The following is a 17,328-nucleotide window of genomic DNA, read 5'->3' as shown; positions in this document are numbered from 1 at the left end:
GCCAATAAGTTTCGATTATCCTACTTTATATTCGCGCTGTTGCTATGCGGAGCTTTTGTTAGCATTTTTCTATACGCGGAAAGTAGAATAGAACAGGAATTGGTCAAGGGTCGGCTGTTGCAGCAGCTTGATATCAGCCAAGAGAAGTACGGCGATCGCTCTATTTATACCGCTAATCCAGGTATCACAATTTACCGCTACGACAATGCACCTGCCAACCTGCAAACAACAGCAACGGCAACGGTGCAAGAGAAGTCTGTCACTATAGACGGTGAGTCTGGCAAAGCCCACGGCAACCTTCATTTTTTCGCCTATCAACAAGGCAATCAGACTTACATTTTGACGTACTTGGAAGGGGTTGAGATGGTGATGAGTCACTACCCTGTTTTAGAGATCTTTGAAAACTTAGAAGATATATTTGCAGATACCCTGAGAGTAGCGGTCATTTTAAGTTTGCTTATTGCCGCTATATTCTCTCATTTGTCCTCCAAACAAATCATCAAGCCTTTACTCGATTTAAAAAAAGCCGTCGAAACGGATCATAAAAACCTCACAGAACTTACGCACATGCCATCTGAGGTTGGGGTGTTGGCGCGAGCTATCGATGAAAAAAACCATAAGTTAGAGCAATATCTCAAGCGCGAGCAACTGTTTACCGGTGACGTCAGCCATGAGCTGCGCACGCCATTGACCATTATCATGGGTGCCTCTGAGGTGTTGGCTTCGCAATTACCAGCAGACAGTCATCTGAACGAATTTACCAATCGTATCAGTAATACAGCCCGTGAGACCTCCGAGATTATCACCGCCCTGCTCTTACTTTCGCGCGCTCCTGAAAAGCTAGATGCACCGCAAACATCCATTAATAACACTGCTCTAGCCGAGGTACAGCGATTGACCTATTTGCTGCGCTACAAGACCGTCACGTGCCAGGTAGTCGCTGAGCAAGAATATAGCACCTATGTGCGTCCTGAGCTATTAAAAATGGCATTGGGCAATTTGATAAAAAATGCGTTTCAGTACACGGATGATGGCGAAGTCATTATCACTATCGATGACGAAAAAATCATGGTCACTGATACGGGTCTTGGTATTCCTGAGGCGATGATGCCGCTGCTATATGAACGATTTGAGCGATTGACTCATGACTATCAAGACGAGGGTACCGGCACAGCCTTGTCACCAGAGCACGATATCAATCACAAGGTTGAAGGCTCAGGTTTGGGGCTGAGTATCGTACAACGCATCATGTCTCATATGGGCTGGCAGCTGACCCATCAAGCCAATCATTCAGGCGGCAGCACTTTTAGTATTTATTACAAGCAGCACATGTAATAGCGCTAAAAAATCTCATCTAAAAATACGCTCTTCCCTATTTAATGTTCATTACCACGTATCCCAGCCTCTTTATAGTCTCTTAACACTTTCTTAATCTCTATCATCTTATACTCAAGCTATATCGACTTTGCCTGACTGTCTTTTTGGTCATGCAAAGCCGAGCGCATACCTTGATATTAATAGACCATTAAGAATTCTATATGAATAAAATTACCCCTATTAATCTTGAAAACAAGACAGCCAGTCACAGTTCTATCAAGCAGGTAGCACATAACAGTGCGCTCACGCCTGATAGCTTTGCAGAGAGCGCAAAAGGTAAAACGGGCTTTTATCGCATTATAAAAGCTGCTGGCTATTCAATGGACGGCTTTAAGGCAGCTTATAAATTTGAGGCAGCTTTTAGACAAGTCGTGTGGCTCAACTTTGCCCTGTTTGTGGCTATCGCTTTTATGCCTTTTGCAATGAGTATAAAAATGATGCTAGTCATCGCGTCTTTTTTATCTTTGATTGTTGAGCTGATTAACACGGGTATTGAAGCTTGCGTCGATCATACCTCAACCGCCAAGCACCCACTCGCAAAAATAGCAAAAGATGTCGGCTCTGCTGCGCAGTTTTTGTCGTTGTTTCTCTTAACCGTCTTATGGTTAATGGCGCTGTCTGTCTTTTTATAGCAGCACGCTGGAAGCTATCATCACTTAATATACGTTATCAGGTGTATCCATGACTTTAGAAAACCACTCAATGGCTTGGGGCTGGCTAAAATTACTGTGCGTGACGATCATTGCCACCTTGGTTTTTGAGCATAGCCAGTTGGACATACGCATCAGTGAGCTTTTTTATAGCAATGGACACTGGCTACTAGAAAAAGGCGCGCAGCCCTATGCGTTTATCTTTTATGATTTGCCCAAAGCCCTATTAATTCTACTGGCGGTCTACCTCATAGCAGTGTTAATCATAAAGTATCGACAGCCTTTGCCTGACGCTGCCTCGCAACATCGCCGTAAATTTGATAGATTTCTGCTTCCGTTGCCAATTCGGGAGATCGGCTACCTATTGATTATAATCGCGATTGTACCGGCTAGCATTGCCACGCTCAAAGGCGTCACCCATGTGAGCTGCCCGAATGACTTGGTTATTTTTAACGGTGATCTGCCATATCTTAACCTTTGGCAAAATATCGTAGCAGCTACGCCCGCCAGATGCTTCCCAGCGGCTCACGCCAGCGCAGGGTTTTCCTTATATGGATTGGCTTTTTTGCCGACGTTAAAAAAATACCGCTATCAAATATTTACCACAGTCACAGTCTTGGGATGGACAATGGGGCTGTATAAGATGCTGTTTGGCGATCATTTCTTTAGTCATACTTTGGTCTCGATGCTGCTATCACTGACGATAGCCTGTGCGCTTGCCAGCCTTTTCTTCAAAGATTCGATAGCAAATACAACTAAAAATACCGACAATCATAAAAACCGTGCTGATATGACGTTGTCTAACACTGAGACACCCAACATTTAGATATGAATGTTTAGATATAACTGAAACCAGCGGTTATATATTTACCAAAATAACACTACTAACCATTTGAAAAACAATGTATAAATAATAAATGAGAGCTGGCTTAGTATTGAGCAAAACCATGGATGGCGCTCGTTAATAAAACGCTTTACATATCGATAGCCCACAAAGGAATGTAGCCATGCACTTCTTATGCATTGGACAAAAAATCTCGCACATCTACGCCTTGCTGCTTATTCCATTACTGCTTGTCAGCACTATCGATGACAGTCATGCCGCCAGTTACTCCATCAATCCTACCAATACGCACATACGATTTGCCATTGAACGCTTCAAGACCTCTGCCACTACTGGTGGCTTTTATGATATCAAAGGCCAATTGCAATACTACCCAAGTCGGCAAACAGGCGATATCTCGTTAATCATACCCATAGACTCCTTAAATACAGGCAACCCTTCTTTTAATAGTAGCCTGACGGGACCGGATTTTTTTGATGCAAAAAAATTTCCCTCGGCGCAATTTAAGTCGACGAAGTGGTATTTTGATCAAAATAAGAAAAGCCCGCAGGTAACAAGAGTAGATGGTAAGCTGACGCTACATGGCGAAACGCATCCTATTAGCCTGAAAGCCACAAATTTTGATTGTTATTTGAGTACAAGTCTTAAAAAGGATGTTTGCGGTGGGGACTTCACTGCGACGATTGATCGCACAAAATGGAATATAAACAAATTTGTCTGGTTTGGATTGACCAAAAATCTTAATTTAAATATAAAAGTCGAAGCCGCCAGACAGTAGCGGCTAGTGTTAACTTTACGACAGTGCTTTTCTGCGACACTGCTTTTTGAAAATATGAATTTTTATCACTTTACTTTATTTTGGTAGACACTATTGATGACTTGCGGGTATCTTATGAGAAGGAGTTAAGGATGATTTATCAGCATTATAAGGATATTATGAAGCCGCTTTCTGCTGTCATGCCAGCATTGTCGTTTTCATTGGCAGTAGCATTGGGACTGGGATTTAGCTTAGTGTCTACTGTCGTGATGGCAGAGACGGTCAGTTTGCCAAGAGATACTTTGCCCAGTCGAACAACCTTACCAAATATAAGCCCCGCCAATAGTGCGCTTGCCAATCGCGGCGCTTACGTGGCGCGTACCGCTGACTGTATGGCCTGCCATCGTGAAGACTATAGTGGCGGCGTGCCGATTGAGACGCCGATTGGCAATATCTACTCGACCAATATCACACCATCGACGCGCTATGGTATTGGCAATTATACCGAAGCCGATTTTAAAAAGGCTTTGCGAAAAGGTCGTGCACCCGGTAATCAGATCTATCCTGCTATGCCTTACCCGTCTTATCATGGCCTAACGGATGATGACGTCAGTGCCTTGTTTGCTTATTTCCAGACCGTCCCTGTGGTAGACAAGCCCCCTGAAAAAACCACGCACCTGCCTTTTCCATTGAATATTCGTAGCTTGATGCTGGCGTGGAATGTCATCAACGTACCTTCTACCGAAAACCGCGCAGGACTCACGCAAACCCAGCAACGCGGTGAATATCTGGTCAATAATCTAGAGCATTGCGGCACCTGTCATACGCCGCGTAATCTAACCCAAGGCCTCGATAAAGACCGCTACTTATCTGGGGCGCCACTCGGTAAATGGTTTGCCCCAAATATCACTCCTGACAATGACACTGGTATTGGCCTTTGGAGCGAAATGGACATCGTGACTTATCTGCGTACAGGAACGCTTGATAAGCGCGCTTATGCGGGCGGGCCAATGGCGGAAGCCGTGGCACATAGTACGCGTTATCTCACTGACGAAGATCTGATCGCGATGGCATCTTATCTAAAAGTCGTCCCAGCCATTAAGACCGATGACTACTTGATTCCCGTTACCATCGCTCGCCTACCGCAGCCAGTCAGCAACTCTATTACTTATAACTTACTTGAGCAAAAAGACTATCTAGCGCAGGCCAAAACGAATACTGTCAGCAGTGCTAACAATAGCGGTCTGAACAGCAACTCGCCAAAAGACTTATATCTAGCAAATTGCGCCAGCTGTCATGGCGTCGATGGTTACGCTCAGCCCGATGCGCGCTATGCATCTATCGTTGGCCTCAGTAGCATTCGCCGTGTAAAACCTGATGCACTGATTGGCGTCATCGCCTTTGGCGCGAAAGGTGCCTTTAACACAGCACCAAAGATGCCGGGCTTTTCAAAAGATTTAAGCCCTGCACAAATCGCTAGCATTACCAACTATGTGCGCGTCACCTTTGGTGGTTTACCCAACAGCGATGTCAGCGCGGCTGACGTCACGCGCGTGATAAAAGAAAAAAGCTAACCCTAAGAATTGGCATTAAAACCAACTATAAGAAATGTGCCCTAATCTTCGCTTTTTATAATAATGTAAAGACCAGCACGATAAGGATAATCCTATGAATGACCTGCTCCAATCCCCTACGCGTCGGCAACTGCTCTCCATGATAGGCAAGACCGCAGGCGCGACTGCCATGTATCAAGCGATGACCACGTTGGGGTTTGCATCCGAGTCGAGCTTTAAAGAAGAAATGAATCTGAAAGGCGCACCGGCTGGTGCCAGTATCGTGATTTTGGGTGCAGGATTGGGCGGGCTAACTGCCGCCTATGAGCTACGCAAAGCAGGCTACAAAGTGACCGTGCTGGAGTACCAAAATCGTGGCGGCGGACGTAGCTGGACACTCAACAGCGGTGATAAATATACAGAGCTGGGCGGCGCTGAGGTCACGTGCGACTTTAAAAAAGGCAATTATTTTAATGGCGGGCCATGGCGATTACCCATCCATCACTACGCGGTCTTTCATTACTGCAAAAAGTTCGGTGTGGCACTACAACCATTTATCCAAACCAATGATCGTGCTTATCTGCATCGTACCAATCACTTCAATGGTGCGCCGCAGCGCTTGGGCGAAGTACAGAGCGATATTCGCGGTTATGTGTCAGAGTTATTGTCTAAAGCGGTGAATAAAGGCAGTCTCGATAGTACGGTTGATAAAGAGGACAAAGAAAAACTACTCGAAGGTCTCAAGGGCTGGGGCGTCCTTGATAACAATTATCGCTATGTCAAAAGCCATGAAACGGGTAAGCATCGAGGCTATATTGTGTATCCAGGTGGTGGTTTGATGCCAGATGCCAAACCATCAACGCCCATACCGATGGATAAATTATTGGACTCAGGCATGTGGTCGGACATTTATAGCAACTATACCGTCCATGTGCATCAACCAACGATGTTTCAGCCTGTCGGCGGTATGGGAAAAATCGGTGATGCGTTCACGCGCGAGTGCCGAGATATGATCACATTCAATGCCAAAGTCACCAAAATCAATCAAGACGAGACAGGCGTCACTGTTGACTATGTCGATAGCAATAGCCCTGACGGTGCCACCAAAACCGTGCGCGCAGATTGGTGCATTTGTACGATTCCTTTATCCATATTGACTCAGATTGATGTCAATGTCTCCGCTCCGATGAAAAAAGCGATGGCAGCCGTCCCTTATGATAGCTCGTATAAAGTGGGTTTAGAATTCAAACGGCGGTTCTGGGAAGAGGATGAATGGATTTACGGCGGCATCACTTATACCGATCTGCCGATCACCCAAATCTCCTATCCGTCACAAGATATGTTTAGCACAGGCGCTGGTGTACTGCTTGGTGCTTATGGATTTGGCGAGACTTCGTATAAATTTAACTCATTAACACCCAAAGAACGTATCAACGCGGCGCTCGCCTATGGCAAAAAGATTCATCCGCAATATACCAAGGAGTTTCGCTCGGGCACTTCGGTTGCATGGCACCGTATCCCTTGGTCGCTTGGCTGTTATGGTATCTGGAGCGAATCCAGTCGTGAGCAGTATTACGAAACACTCTGCGAGATTGACCACCGCATCGTACTGGCAGGTGAGCACTGTTCGCACATTCCTGCGTGGCAAGAAGGGGCAATATTATCTGGTATGGATGCGGCTAAACGCTTGCATCAAAAGGCCAAAAAGCTTGGGTAGCAGTGTCTTTTTAATAAGCTTTTGGGCAACCAGTTTGGCTTTGAACCAAGGATGATAATAATGAGACTAGGCACATTAGGAATAATCATGGATATGGTGACAGCAAACCCAATAAAACCATTTAGCTCGCTCAGCTCGAGCAAAGCAATAATGCTGCTGATGGTTGGCGGGTCAATCGCATTAACAACGCTGTCAGGCTGTAGTCAGTATAAGGCAAAAAACGCAGCCACTATCGCCAGCCAGCAAACAGCACCAATGGTATTTGACAATCAGGCAAGTCGCAATCAAGGCGCATGGGGCGGCGTGTATATGTCCAAAAACGAGTTGGCTGAACCCACTAGCAATATTGTCGATATACGCTCAATACCAAAAATGAACGATGATGCTAGCATGCAGAAATGGCTCGCCAAGTTTGAAGGCAGCACACAAGGCAAAACGGGGTTTTTTACCACCAACGGTAAAAAACTCTATGACGACTCTTGTGCAGGTTGTCATATGCAAAAAGGTGAAGGTGCATACGGCGCTGGCTACTATCCACCGCTGGCTAACAACAGTAAGATGCAATCGAAATACTATATTATTAGTGTGTTAATCAATGGTCTGCGAGGTATGCCGTCGTTCCATAGCATGATGAATGATGAGCAAATAGCAGCGGTCACACGGTACGTACATAGCGATTTGAACAACTTCACTGACACGGTTACGACTGATAATGTTGCGCAGCTACGCCATGACTTTCCACCAGGTTCAGACCCGAGTGAATAAATGACACTCGCTATTTTATAAAGCACGTTGACCAATAAAATAAGAGCAACCTCTTAACATAGCTGCTCTTTTGATGAGGTATCCAAGCGTTTATATATCGTTTTAAATGCGTTTAGGCGGTACAGAGTATGTGCCCACGACATGAGCCACGACATCATCCGAGCCTTCTGAATACAGAGACACCTCGCCCACTATCAAGGCTCGCCCTACTTTGAGCAAGGTGCATTCAGCGATAATACGTGCATCTGCTGATGGTTTACGCAAAAAATTAATAGTCAGACTCGTCGTCACTGTCAATGGCACAATACCGATTTTCCCGAGTATCGCAACATAGATGGCGACGTCAGCGACGGCCATCATGACAGGTCCTGACACGGTGCCACCGGGACGTAGCTCATCTATACCAATCTCGTGTGATAAGGTAGCGCCATTTTCACTGACTGCTTCGACGATACATTTGGTTTGTGGAAACTCTAACGCCATAAAGGCGCTGATTTCTTCTTTGGTTGCAGACATAATTCTTCCTTGAATGTCACTATCTTAAATAGCACTACCGCTATTGCCGTTGTTAATAATGCTGACATTGTTACTTTATTTAATACCATTCAATCAATGAATCACAGGCGTGCCTTCGGTACTAAAGGCAAATCCTTTATTACTAAAATTCCCAATCATGACCGCTTCGATAACTGGTCTGACGGTTTCATCGACACCTTCGACCTCGATAATGAAGTTGGCACCCGACCCGCCTTTATCTTCTTCTTTTTCGACGATATAGTTGAGCGTAGCCATTGCTGGTAGCTCAATGGGCTTGCTTAGGTACGATTTTACCAGTGCACCATCGGTATCATAATAATCAATTTTATTAATATACAATGATTTTTTCAGCGTGGTATTGCGCACACTCAGTGTCGCTGACAATAGCACTTTGCGATTATCCCTATCGGTATAGATATCAGAATAAATTGGCACATAAAAGGTTTCTTTATAACTGAACTGACTGCGATCTACATCGGAGGTTACCTCTAACTCTTCAATCGGATCTTGTTGGCGCTCGGACAGAAGAACGTTCGGATCTTGCGCAGACGGATCACAGCCTGACAGCAACACCATAACAGCGACCAATAGAACGGATATACTGCGCTTATTCATAAACTTCCCCTGTCTCTTCTCATGTCACTGCGATTGCAAGCCGTTATTTGATTTTCACACCCACGCTACGTAAGAACTGGTTGATGTGTTTGTTTGCGCCATAAATGACCAATACATCACGGTCTTGCAATATTTGATCAGGCGTGGCCAGACCTTGCACGCTAGGTTTGGTCTGGGTACGACCAAAGCTGTCTTCATAATACTCATAGCGCAAGGTACTAAGCAATCGGATATTGAATTTTTGCTCCAATCGCAACTCCTCAACCGTCTTACCGATCAACACATTTGGAATCTTAATTTCTACCATACTGAAGTTATCGCTTAGCTCAAACGAATCGACAAAATGGCTTAGTGACAGTCGTTTGGCCCAGCGATTGGCCGCTTCTTTTTCAGGATAAATAATGTCATCGACACCAATGGCTTGTAGGACTTTTTTGTGCAGCGGATTGATGCTACGGCTGATCAAACGTTTTGCTTTTAGCGTCTTGAACAACGCCGTTGCCATCACGTTGGCACCTTGATCCTCCCCAATAGCGACAATGACGGTGTCAGTATCGACAATCGGTAATCCACTCACGGTGTACTCATCCGTGGCATCCATACAGAGCGTATGAGAGATGACTTCCTTATAGGCTTCTACTCGTTGCATGCTGTTGTCAATGGCAATCACTTCGTGACCTTGGCGGGTCAATGCTGCTCCCAATGACGCACCAAAATTCCCCAACCCTACGATGATGTATTTCATAACCTTAATGACCTTTTTCAGTATCTTTTGATATATTTTTGCTCGTTTTTAAGCATAAAATCGTCTGTCTGCGACGATTTAGTTAATCGTGATTTCCTCAGTCGGATAGCGATAATTGCGTTGGCGCATGTTTTTGAGTAGCGCAATAAATATCGTCAGCATACTGACCCGTCCAACAAACATAATGATCGACACCACCACTTTACTAAAATCTGATAAGTCTGCTGTCAAGTTTAAACTTAAACCCACCGTGCTATAAGCTGAGAAACATTCAAACACCACCTTAATCAAATCAAGCTCTGGCTGATCATAACTAATCAGCGTCACACCCGTACCGATGACCAATAATGACAACCACATAATAGAGAACGCGCGGCGCACGGAGATCTCCGCAATCTGGCGTTTGAATACTTCTATCTTGGTCTGTCCACGGGCTAGACTCAGTGTATTTAATAGCGCGATCGCAAAGGTACTGGTCTTGATACCACCACCTGTCGAGTTTGGCGACGCCCCAATCCACATCAAAAATATCGTTAGCATGACCGTTGGAAAAGTCAGCTCACCCATATCAATGACATTGAATCCAGCAGTTCTCGGCGTGGCAGCCGTAAAAAACCCTGTGATAAGCTTACCAAAAAAGCTGGTATGGTCAGCGAGTACATTGTTGTATTCAAATACCATCACACCGATCAGACCAGTCAACAATAATGCCCCAGTCGTAATCAAGGTAATACGGCTGTTGATATTCAGCAACCAAGGCTGATAAATATAGTGCCGGTCATTACGATATATCAATCGCTCAGCACGATGACGCAAATACCGCAGCACATTGACCACAATGGTAAAGCCCATACCACCAAAGATAAAAGTCATCGCAATGATAAGCTGCAATGGATAATTAAAGCGTAGCGAATCGTCATACATGCCAGCACTAAAGGTAGAAAACCCAGCATTACAAAAAGCGGATATCGCATGAAAGACCGAAAAAAACAATTGCTCAGACCAGTCCATATCAGGCATATCATAAATGCTGATATAAATGAGTGCCGCCGCCACTGCCTCAACAGCGAATGTCACATATAAGATAGACTTAAGTGTCGACACCACATTACCCATGCCGCGCATATAAGACATCTCGCTAATGCTCGCTTGCGTCTCGTAGCTGACACCGCCCTTAAAGAAGTAACTAAAATACGTCACGAACGTCAAAATACCTAAGCCGCCGATTTGTATCAGCCCCATAATAATGACTTGGCCAAACGTCGTAAAATAGGTTGCCGTATCGACCACAATAAGCCCCGTCACACAAACGGCGCTGGTCGCGGTAAAGAGCGCATCAACAAAGGACAGCGGCTGTGTTGTCGCATTGGGCATCATCAGGAGCAAAGCACCAACCAGCACAACGGCTAAGAAACTTAAGATAAAAAACTGTGCAGGATTTAGAAAGGTACGATTGAGATTGAAATTATGATCAGAGAGTTCACGGATAAAGGTGACAAACACGGCTATTTTTATCGCGACGAAACCATCAACGGCGGCATCCAATCCAGAACGCACCAAGTCAGTGAAATGCGCTACCAATAAGATGACAATCGCTGTACTGGTAAAGGCGTCAAACACTGCGACTTTATTAAGCGTTAGCGGTTTTTTTGTATAAATATAGCGGCCAACTGTCACCACAAAGCTCAGAAAAATAACGACCAAATAAAAAATATGAAAAACTTGTTGTATCCATGTTGGTAGCGTAAAGCCACTATCTAACAAGGCAATAACTACTCCGATAACACTAATGAGAATCGTAAAATTATTTAATAATTGATAGCGTGCGGCTGCATTCATAGCCTGAGTCCATGACAACGATAACCACGATACTTATACTCCTTTTTTATGGTATTCACAAAAACTGATTTGAAATAATCGTAACTAATTATTGAATCAATATAGATCATAATCAGGATTAAAAAAGAATATCAAATACTTGCAAGGACATAGCACACTGACTGATTGTGTCGCTTGCTGAGCTGACTTTCACTCGTCCTTTATCGTTACCGTCGCCATCTTTACACCGCCCCATGTCACCAACACCACACCAATGGCTATTAACGTCGCTCCTAAAAACAAGCCTTCAGGCGGACGCTCTCCTTGTAAAAAAATCGCAATAGGCACACCAACGACTGCCCCCACTGCACCTAATAAACTGAGCAAAACAGGGCCGCCTGTTTTTTGCAAAAGAAATAATAATAAGAACTGACCAGCAAACACCCATGCTTGTACGGCTATCAATCCTAGCGGCAACCAAGCATCCAAAGATATCGCGACAGAAAAATCAGAGAATACACTAAATAAACCTAACAATAGCGCTGCCGCAATCAGCATGCCAGGTGCAAGCGCACTAGATGAAGCATTATCAGGCCAGCGTAATGTTCGATAGATATTACCAATGGCGAGCAGCACTGGCCCGCACAGCGCGACTAAAATCCAGAAGACACTAGACTCTGGTGCAGAAAGCTTATGAATAGCCAACACCCCTGCGCCAAAAAGCGCCGCCACTACGCCAAGCGCACGAATGAGATAAAAACGCTCCATACGCAGCATTAGTGTGCCAAGATACGTTAGCAGTGGGGGTAAAGATATAATAAGAGCAACAAACCCTGCCCCAACATGAGGAATAGCAGAAAATAACAGTAAGTTAGCAGCAGCCACGCTGACAAAGGCGGCAACGAAATAATACTCGATACTATGGGCGCTAAAAGGAAGGGGTTCTTTTCTAATAAAAGAGACTATCAAGAGAATAATAGCAGCACCAGTGATCGACCAAAACAAAAACGCTAGTGGTGTCAGCCCAATGTCACCCGCGTATTTTGCTAGATTGGTCGAAATGCCGGTGAGCGCGCCGCCTGCTAACAGACAAGCAAAAGGAACCAGCCAAGTAGCCTTGCGAGCGTTTTTTTTGAGTAAGTCATTCATCAACTATCCTATTGGATGACGATGTTTTATCTAGCTGGATAACTTTTGCGGTGTTTATCATCGAGACAACACTATCGCAACAACACTATCTAGATAACACTGTCGCAGGCAAGCTTTGTACCGCTGTTGCCGCTGCATCAATAGCGCCAGCAATATAACCAGGGAACTGCACTGACCACTCACTACCACAGCCTGTTAGACAGTCTTGCCATACGCCTGTTTTTGGTCTGGATGGCGGCGCTACTGTATGCTGACCATCACCGCTGACATCAGCTGGCATCGCTGTCAATGGGTCTTGCGCCCAGTCTTTGAGATACTCAGCAATTGGCGTACTAGCCTGTACACCAAACAGACGCACCAACTGCGCACGGCAGTGGTCTTTTAATACATCATCAGAGACACTTTGGCGCACTTGCGCGGGAACGCCAAAGAAACCAAACAACGCACCATTGCCTTCTAGCGTAGAAGCGTCATGTATCTCGGTGAGTGGCCCTACCGCACTGCGCGCTGCGCCTGAGAGACCGTTATCTCGCCAAAATGGTGACTCATAGACCGCCACATATTTGGCATGAGGTGCCATCCAAGTTGCTGTTTCTCGCCACTGGGTGCTCAGATTCTGCGGTAATGCTGGTTGAAATGTTATACGACCTTCTACCAACCGAGGTGGTAGCGCAAGTAACACATGCTGCGCTCGAAACGTAGTGACATATCCGGTGACATGTCCGAAAGTATCTTCGCTCTGCACTTCAATATGCCCATCCGTCTTAGTCAGCTGCCGTACCGTTTGATTGGTTATGATACACCTAGCATCTAAGCGCGCATATAACGCCTCAATCAAAGCAGCCATTCCACCGACTAGGCGCATAGAAGGCGGCGCACTTTTATAACCTTGCATACGTACAGGTGGTTGATTCGCAGCGCGCTCAACCATCATATCGCCCTCTTCAAACTGAGCAAAGCGCGATAGATTTAATGATTCAATAAGACTACTCAACTGCGGCTGATAGTCTGGCCAAAACCAAGAAGGCCCCAAATCAAATGCATTATTTGACTCTGTGTTGTCAGATATTTTATTAGCAGCTTCCTTATCAGCAGCCTCTTTGTCAAAAACTGCCGGTTCAGCATCGATCATATCTGAAGACTTGGCGACTGCAATACGACCGCCTAATGTATCACGTGCCTCTAACAGTCTATAGGCGATACCTTTTTGCTCCAACAAAAAGGCAGCGTATAGTCCACTTAGCCCGCCGCCAATGATCACTATAGGGATGTCTTGCATATCAGATTTATTCCTATTTGGTAGAAGTTACTCAGCTAGCAGTTTTGTGAGTAGCTCATCTATCTCAACCTTAAACTCTTTGTCTTCGATTTTATTGGCCGTGACTTTGGCATTTTGTAGATTTTTGATAGCGGCTTCAGTCTCGCCCGTCTCAAGCTGTAGAACTGCCATAGAAAAAGCGATCGATGACATATGATCTTTTGAATTGATCGCCGTAGCTTTGACCAACGCTTTATCATAAATCACCAATGCTTCATCCAAATCCTCTGTGAAATCAGCAAGGGTCTCCCACTGTTCTGGATGATCTTTATCGGTATTTTCGTTATCGGTACAAATGGCTTTTAGTTCCGCATAAAGCGCGTCAAATTTTGCTTGATCGCCGCGACGGTCAGCCTCTAGTAATTCTTCGGCTAAAGTATAGATGGCTTTGTATATCTTGGTGTTGATCATTGCTTATAACCTTTTTTGTATAACTCATTAGATAATCTTTGTCGCAAATAACAAGAGATTTGAAGTTTTGAAAAACTTGAGACGCCCAAGTTTTCATTGCTATAGAATAAACCATTTAGCTTATCGTATGTTCTGTCATTGATGTTATTTAGGCCTTTCTGTATATGAGCGGTTATGAGCCAAAAGAAGAACAATACGGTATCTGGTAAAGCTCCATATTGTATTTATCTTATCGGACTTTATTCTGAACAAAAAAAGCAAGGCACTAAATGCCTTGCTTTTTTTGTTACTTATGAGAATTAAACCGAGTGCTAGAACTGTGAATATTTAGCACAAGAGGCTGGCTGCCAATAGAACTCAGTGGCAAAGAATTCATCGTCGCGCATACGACCTTCATAACTATCATCAAAGATGATTTTGTATTGGCAAGTTTCTACATTATTATTAGCATCGTAAAATTTGAGGATATAGTCCCATTCACGGGCATTGAAACCCTCGCTAAAGTGAGGGGTGCCAATCAATTTATAAATCTCATCCTTTGTGGTACCCACACCAATTTTGGCAATATCGTTGTGATTAACAATTGTGCCACCTTTTTGCCATGCTTTATTTGGATCTGGAAATACTAAATTATTAGCATCAACAGATCCGTGCTGAGCGCCAGGCGTTAAGTGCCAAGTTGGCATGATGTTTTTTTGAGTACAACCAGTTGCTGTCAGTAGTAACACTGTGGTCACCAGCAAGCCATAATGGTATGCAGATTTTTTCATGATTTATCCCTTAATATGTTTTATGAGTAAGCTGACAGCGTCTGTCAAGCGACCGACGCTGCCATAAAATAGTGTGGCTATATTAGAAATGGAAACCTGCACCCACTGCACCGCCTGCATTTCCTTGAGTATCTGCCGTACCATTTACTTTAATTACCCAGCGACCATTGTCAGATACTTTAGAAACACCGACCGCCACTGCACTTTGACCATTGTAGGTCGCGATACCACCGCCTACCATTGACTTGCCAGGGATATAAGCTTGCGGCAGTGAAGACATTGCCATTGCTGCTGAAATACCAGCATTCGCATCATCTTCTACTTCGTTGATCTTATAGCCCAGCTCGTTCACGCTATTGCTCAGTTTGCTATCTAGAGCGCTCAACTGACCAAAGTTAACGGCATCGGTAACTTCAAGACCATCAGCAACGCCAGTAATGACTTTATCACCTGCATCAATACCAGCAGCAGTCACACTTGGGCCATCTTTAATCGTTACACCGTCAGTATTGACCGTTGTATTGCCTGTTGTCACAGTAGCAGCCGTAATGTTATCCACACTGATATTGCCGTTCAAATCAAACTTGATACCACTATCTGTAGTGGTGGTCGTGATATTATTGCTGCCTTCAAATTTCAGCGCAGTGCTATCACCGATTGACTTGTCCACATTAGTACCACTGTCAGCACTGAAGCTTAATCCAGTATTGAGCCTATCAGCATTGGCCTGAATACCTGCATTGGCCTGAGCGTTACCATTGTTTACAGCAGCGATCGCATCGTTGAGATTGTCGGCACCTGTACCGCCGATATTACTCACTGTCAAATTACCATCGTTATCAACTGCTGCATTACCACCGACAACGCCAGCAACATCATTGCCAAGGTTATATAGTTGGCTACCATTGATAGCATCTGTACTACTTGCATTGATAGCACCGCCACTCACATTGGTTATGGTTGTACCTGCAGCACCGCCGCCTAACGTAATGCTACCTTTATTGACTGTGCCATCAGCATTTTTATCATATTTAACCGCAGCATTGCTCAATGCTTCGTTGTTACTTTGAAGCGTATCACTGACTGCCTTCAACTGTGAAACGTTGACTGCATCAGAGTCTGCCGTACCCGCTGCTACGCCTGTAACTTGGCGATATACACCTTTGCTAGCATTACCTACCGCAACGGCACCAGTGGTGCTAGTAGTTGCTGTGATCGCAGCGTTGCCAGCTGAGAGATAACCTGCAACACCAGCACCTGTTGTAGCTGCTGAATCTGTACCAAGCACTACAGAACCTTCGACTGTTGATGTAACATTATTACCAAATACAAAAGTATCATCACTATCTATCGTGTTGTTATTACCGACAGAGTAGCTATTGTTACCGTTAATGATGCTTGGATCACCAAACGCACCAGCATTATTACCTCTAACGATGTTACCTGTACCGACGCTGATGGATTGGTTACCTAAAGCTTTTGAACCATCACCGATAGCGATTGATGATTGACCTGCTACCTGTGAGTCATTACCAATCACGACCGAGTTGATCGCATTGGCTGATGCGTCAGTGTTATGACCTAAGGCAACGGTGCTGTCAGCGCCTTCTGCAATAATGGCATTGACACCGATAGCCGTTGAGTTGTCGCCACCAGCGCTTGAGTCATTGGTAATACCTATGTCACCTTGAGCATTAACAGCATTGGTATGCGCAAACTTCACGCCTTCAGTATTCATTCTCTGAACAGTTTCACCGATAGTGAGACGATCAGTAACATCCTGACCTTCGACATTATAAGTTAAGAATAGTGAATCCAAGTTACTATTATCTGTATTACGGTTCACTACTTGGTCCGTTATATTGACTGTAACAGGATTGCCGTTTTGATCAGTGACTTCGACATCAGTGATATTTTGAGCGATCAAACTGTCTAATTGACCCTTGTTAATAGCGTCAGCAGCATTGATAGCGTTTGCTACATTAGACAATCTTGTACCACCGCTTACCACAACGTCGTTACCATCTTCGTCTTGCTCAATCACTGCTTTAGTACCAGCGAAAGTCACTTGATCATAGTTGATGTTACCGTTATTACGCTCGTACTGGACTGCGCCTGCTGATAGATTGTCTAACTGACCTTTATTAACCGCATCGCCTGCATTAACGGCGTCGCCAACGTTAGTAATCACCGTATCACCAGCATCAATGCCAGCCGCGGTGATGCTTGGACCGACAGCAGTATTGGTATCATCTAAGAAGGTAACGCCTGCTTGATTAAAGACGGTGCTGTCTGTGCCATC

Annotated in this window: 15 protein-coding genes and 1 pseudogene; 7 read left to right on the top strand and 9 right to left on the bottom strand. The window is 44.8% G+C overall.

The genetic code is table 11. The annotated features are described in order from the left end of the window. The first annotated feature begins 117 nt into the window (after nucleotides 1–117). The 7 genes from ACHUET_RS11165 to ACHUET_RS11135 all read left to right on the top strand — a co-directional run bounded on the left by ACHUET_RS11165 (nucleotide 118) and on the right by ACHUET_RS11135 (nucleotide 7,663). Nucleotides 118–1,335: a sensor histidine kinase gene (locus ACHUET_RS11165; protein WP_394212845.1), complete on the top strand. Its 1,218-nt coding sequence runs from the start codon at nucleotides 118–120 to the stop codon at nucleotides 1,333–1,335. A 203-nt stretch (nucleotides 1,336–1,538) separates the two neighbouring features. Then, nucleotides 1,539–2,009 carry a diacylglycerol kinase gene (locus ACHUET_RS11160; protein ID WP_394212844.1) on the top strand — a complete coding sequence of 157 codons (471 nt, stop codon included), beginning with the start codon at nucleotides 1,539–1,541 and terminating at the stop codon, nucleotides 2,007–2,009. Nucleotides 2,010–2,058: 49 nt separating this feature from the next. Further along, nucleotides 2,059–2,853 carry a PAP2 family lipid A phosphatase gene (locus tag ACHUET_RS11155; protein ID WP_394212842.1) on the top strand — a complete coding sequence of 265 codons (795 nt, stop codon included), beginning with the start codon at nucleotides 2,059–2,061 and terminating at the stop codon, nucleotides 2,851–2,853. Nucleotides 2,854–3,034: 181 nt separating this feature from the next. Then, nucleotides 3,035–3,649 carry a YceI family protein gene (locus ACHUET_RS11150; protein WP_394212841.1) on the top strand — a complete coding sequence of 205 codons (615 nt, stop codon included), beginning with the start codon at nucleotides 3,035–3,037 and terminating at the stop codon, nucleotides 3,647–3,649. 158 nt (nucleotides 3,650–3,807) lie between these two features. Further along, nucleotides 3,808–5,202 carry a c-type cytochrome gene (locus tag ACHUET_RS11145; RefSeq protein WP_394212964.1) on the top strand — a complete coding sequence of 465 codons (1,395 nt, stop codon included), beginning with the start codon at nucleotides 3,808–3,810 and terminating at the stop codon, nucleotides 5,200–5,202. Nucleotides 5,203–5,296: 94 nt separating this feature from the next. Then, nucleotides 5,297–6,898 (top strand): flavin monoamine oxidase family protein, encoded by a 1,602-nt coding sequence (locus ACHUET_RS11140; RefSeq protein WP_394212839.1) that lies wholly within the window; start codon nucleotides 5,297–5,299, stop codon nucleotides 6,896–6,898. 87 nt (nucleotides 6,899–6,985) lie between these two features. Further along, on the top strand, nucleotides 6,986–7,663 hold the full coding sequence (locus ACHUET_RS11135; protein WP_394212838.1) for a c-type cytochrome: 678 nt from the start codon (nucleotides 6,986–6,988) through the stop codon (nucleotides 7,661–7,663). A 102-nt stretch (nucleotides 7,664–7,765) separates the two neighbouring features. Here the strand turns inward: ACHUET_RS11135 and ACHUET_RS11130 are convergent, their stop codons facing one another. The 9 genes and pseudogenes from ACHUET_RS11130 to ACHUET_RS11090 form a co-directional block, all read right to left on the bottom strand. Continuing rightward, the gene (locus ACHUET_RS11130; protein WP_058023760.1) at nucleotides 7,766–8,179 is read right to left on the bottom strand and encodes a PaaI family thioesterase; all 414 of its coding nucleotides are present in this window, start codon (nucleotides 8,177–8,179) and stop codon (nucleotides 7,766–7,768) included. Nucleotides 8,180–8,272: 93 nt separating this feature from the next. After that, nucleotides 8,273–8,815 (bottom strand): DUF3124 domain-containing protein, encoded by a 543-nt coding sequence (locus tag ACHUET_RS11125; RefSeq protein ID WP_394212836.1) that lies wholly within the window; start codon nucleotides 8,813–8,815, stop codon nucleotides 8,273–8,275. A 43-nt stretch (nucleotides 8,816–8,858) separates the two neighbouring features. After that, the gene (locus tag ACHUET_RS11120; protein ID WP_201602073.1) at nucleotides 8,859–9,560 is read right to left on the bottom strand and encodes a potassium channel family protein; all 702 of its coding nucleotides are present in this window, start codon (nucleotides 9,558–9,560) and stop codon (nucleotides 8,859–8,861) included. Between the two features lie 78 nt (nucleotides 9,561–9,638). Continuing rightward, on the bottom strand, nucleotides 9,639–11,399 hold the full coding sequence (locus ACHUET_RS11115; protein WP_394212834.1) for a TrkH family potassium uptake protein: 1,761 nt from the start codon (nucleotides 11,397–11,399) through the stop codon (nucleotides 9,639–9,641). Between the two features lie 189 nt (nucleotides 11,400–11,588). Next, on the bottom strand, nucleotides 11,589–12,527 hold the full coding sequence (locus tag ACHUET_RS11110; protein WP_394212832.1) for a DMT family transporter: 939 nt from the start codon (nucleotides 12,525–12,527) through the stop codon (nucleotides 11,589–11,591). 85 nt (nucleotides 12,528–12,612) lie between these two features. After that, nucleotides 12,613–13,806: a flavin monoamine oxidase family protein gene (locus ACHUET_RS11105; RefSeq protein ID WP_394212830.1), complete on the bottom strand. Its 1,194-nt coding sequence runs from the start codon at nucleotides 13,804–13,806 to the stop codon at nucleotides 12,613–12,615. A 27-nt stretch (nucleotides 13,807–13,833) separates the two neighbouring features. Further along, nucleotides 13,834–14,256, bottom strand: a complete 423-nt coding sequence (locus ACHUET_RS11100; protein WP_394212828.1) for a tetratricopeptide repeat protein — start codon at nucleotides 14,254–14,256, stop codon at nucleotides 13,834–13,836. A 311-nt stretch (nucleotides 14,257–14,567) separates the two neighbouring features. After that, nucleotides 14,568–15,026 carry an outer membrane protein assembly factor BamE gene (locus ACHUET_RS11095; protein ID WP_394212827.1) on the bottom strand — a complete coding sequence of 153 codons (459 nt, stop codon included), beginning with the start codon at nucleotides 15,024–15,026 and terminating at the stop codon, nucleotides 14,568–14,570. A gap of 97 nt (nucleotides 15,027–15,123) precedes the next feature. Further along, nucleotides 15,124–17,328, bottom strand: a pseudogene (locus ACHUET_RS11090) (YadA family autotransporter adhesin); the annotation flags it as partial.

Origin of the sequence: Psychrobacter piscatorii, assembly GCF_043641605.1 — a bacterium.
In the GTDB taxonomy this organism is placed as follows: domain Bacteria; phylum Pseudomonadota; class Gammaproteobacteria; order Pseudomonadales; family Moraxellaceae; genus Psychrobacter; species Psychrobacter piscatorii_C.
This window is presented reverse-complemented; position numbering and strand designations above follow the sequence as displayed.

Coding starts and splice junctions, on each gene's coding strand:
- ACHUET_RS11160 (WP_394212844.1), top strand. CDS start 1,539: ATGAATAAAATTACCCCTATTAATCTTGAAAACAAGACAGCCAGTCAC.
- ACHUET_RS11155 (WP_394212842.1), top strand. CDS start 2,059: ATGACTTTAGAAAACCACTCAATGGCTTGGGGCTGGCTAAAATTACTG.
- ACHUET_RS11150 (WP_394212841.1), top strand. CDS start 3,035: ATGCACTTCTTATGCATTGGACAAAAAATCTCGCACATCTACGCCTTG.
- ACHUET_RS11145 (WP_394212964.1), top strand. CDS start 3,808: ATGAAGCCGCTTTCTGCTGTCATGCCAGCATTGTCGTTTTCATTGGCA.
- ACHUET_RS11140 (WP_394212839.1), top strand. CDS start 5,297: ATGAATGACCTGCTCCAATCCCCTACGCGTCGGCAACTGCTCTCCATG.
- ACHUET_RS11135 (WP_394212838.1), top strand. CDS start 6,986: ATGGATATGGTGACAGCAAACCCAATAAAACCATTTAGCTCGCTCAGC.
- ACHUET_RS11130 (WP_058023760.1), bottom strand. CDS start 8,179: ATGTCTGCAACCAAAGAAGAAATCAGCGCCTTTATGGCGTTAGAGTTT.
- ACHUET_RS11125 (WP_394212836.1), bottom strand. CDS start 8,815: ATGAATAAGCGCAGTATATCCGTTCTATTGGTCGCTGTTATGGTGTTG.
- ACHUET_RS11120 (WP_201602073.1), bottom strand. CDS start 9,560: ATGAAATACATCATCGTAGGGTTGGGGAATTTTGGTGCGTCATTGGGA.
- ACHUET_RS11115 (WP_394212834.1), bottom strand. CDS start 11,399: ATGAATGCAGCCGCACGCTATCAATTATTAAATAATTTTACGATTCTC.
- ACHUET_RS11110 (WP_394212832.1), bottom strand. CDS start 12,527: ATGAATGACTTACTCAAAAAAAACGCTCGCAAGGCTACTTGGCTGGTT.
- ACHUET_RS11105 (WP_394212830.1), bottom strand. CDS start 13,806: ATGCAAGACATCCCTATAGTGATCATTGGCGGCGGGCTAAGTGGACTA.
- ACHUET_RS11100 (WP_394212828.1), bottom strand. CDS start 14,256: ATGATCAACACCAAGATATACAAAGCCATCTATACTTTAGCCGAAGAA.
- ACHUET_RS11095 (WP_394212827.1), bottom strand. CDS start 15,026: ATGAAAAAATCTGCATACCATTATGGCTTGCTGGTGACCACAGTGTTA.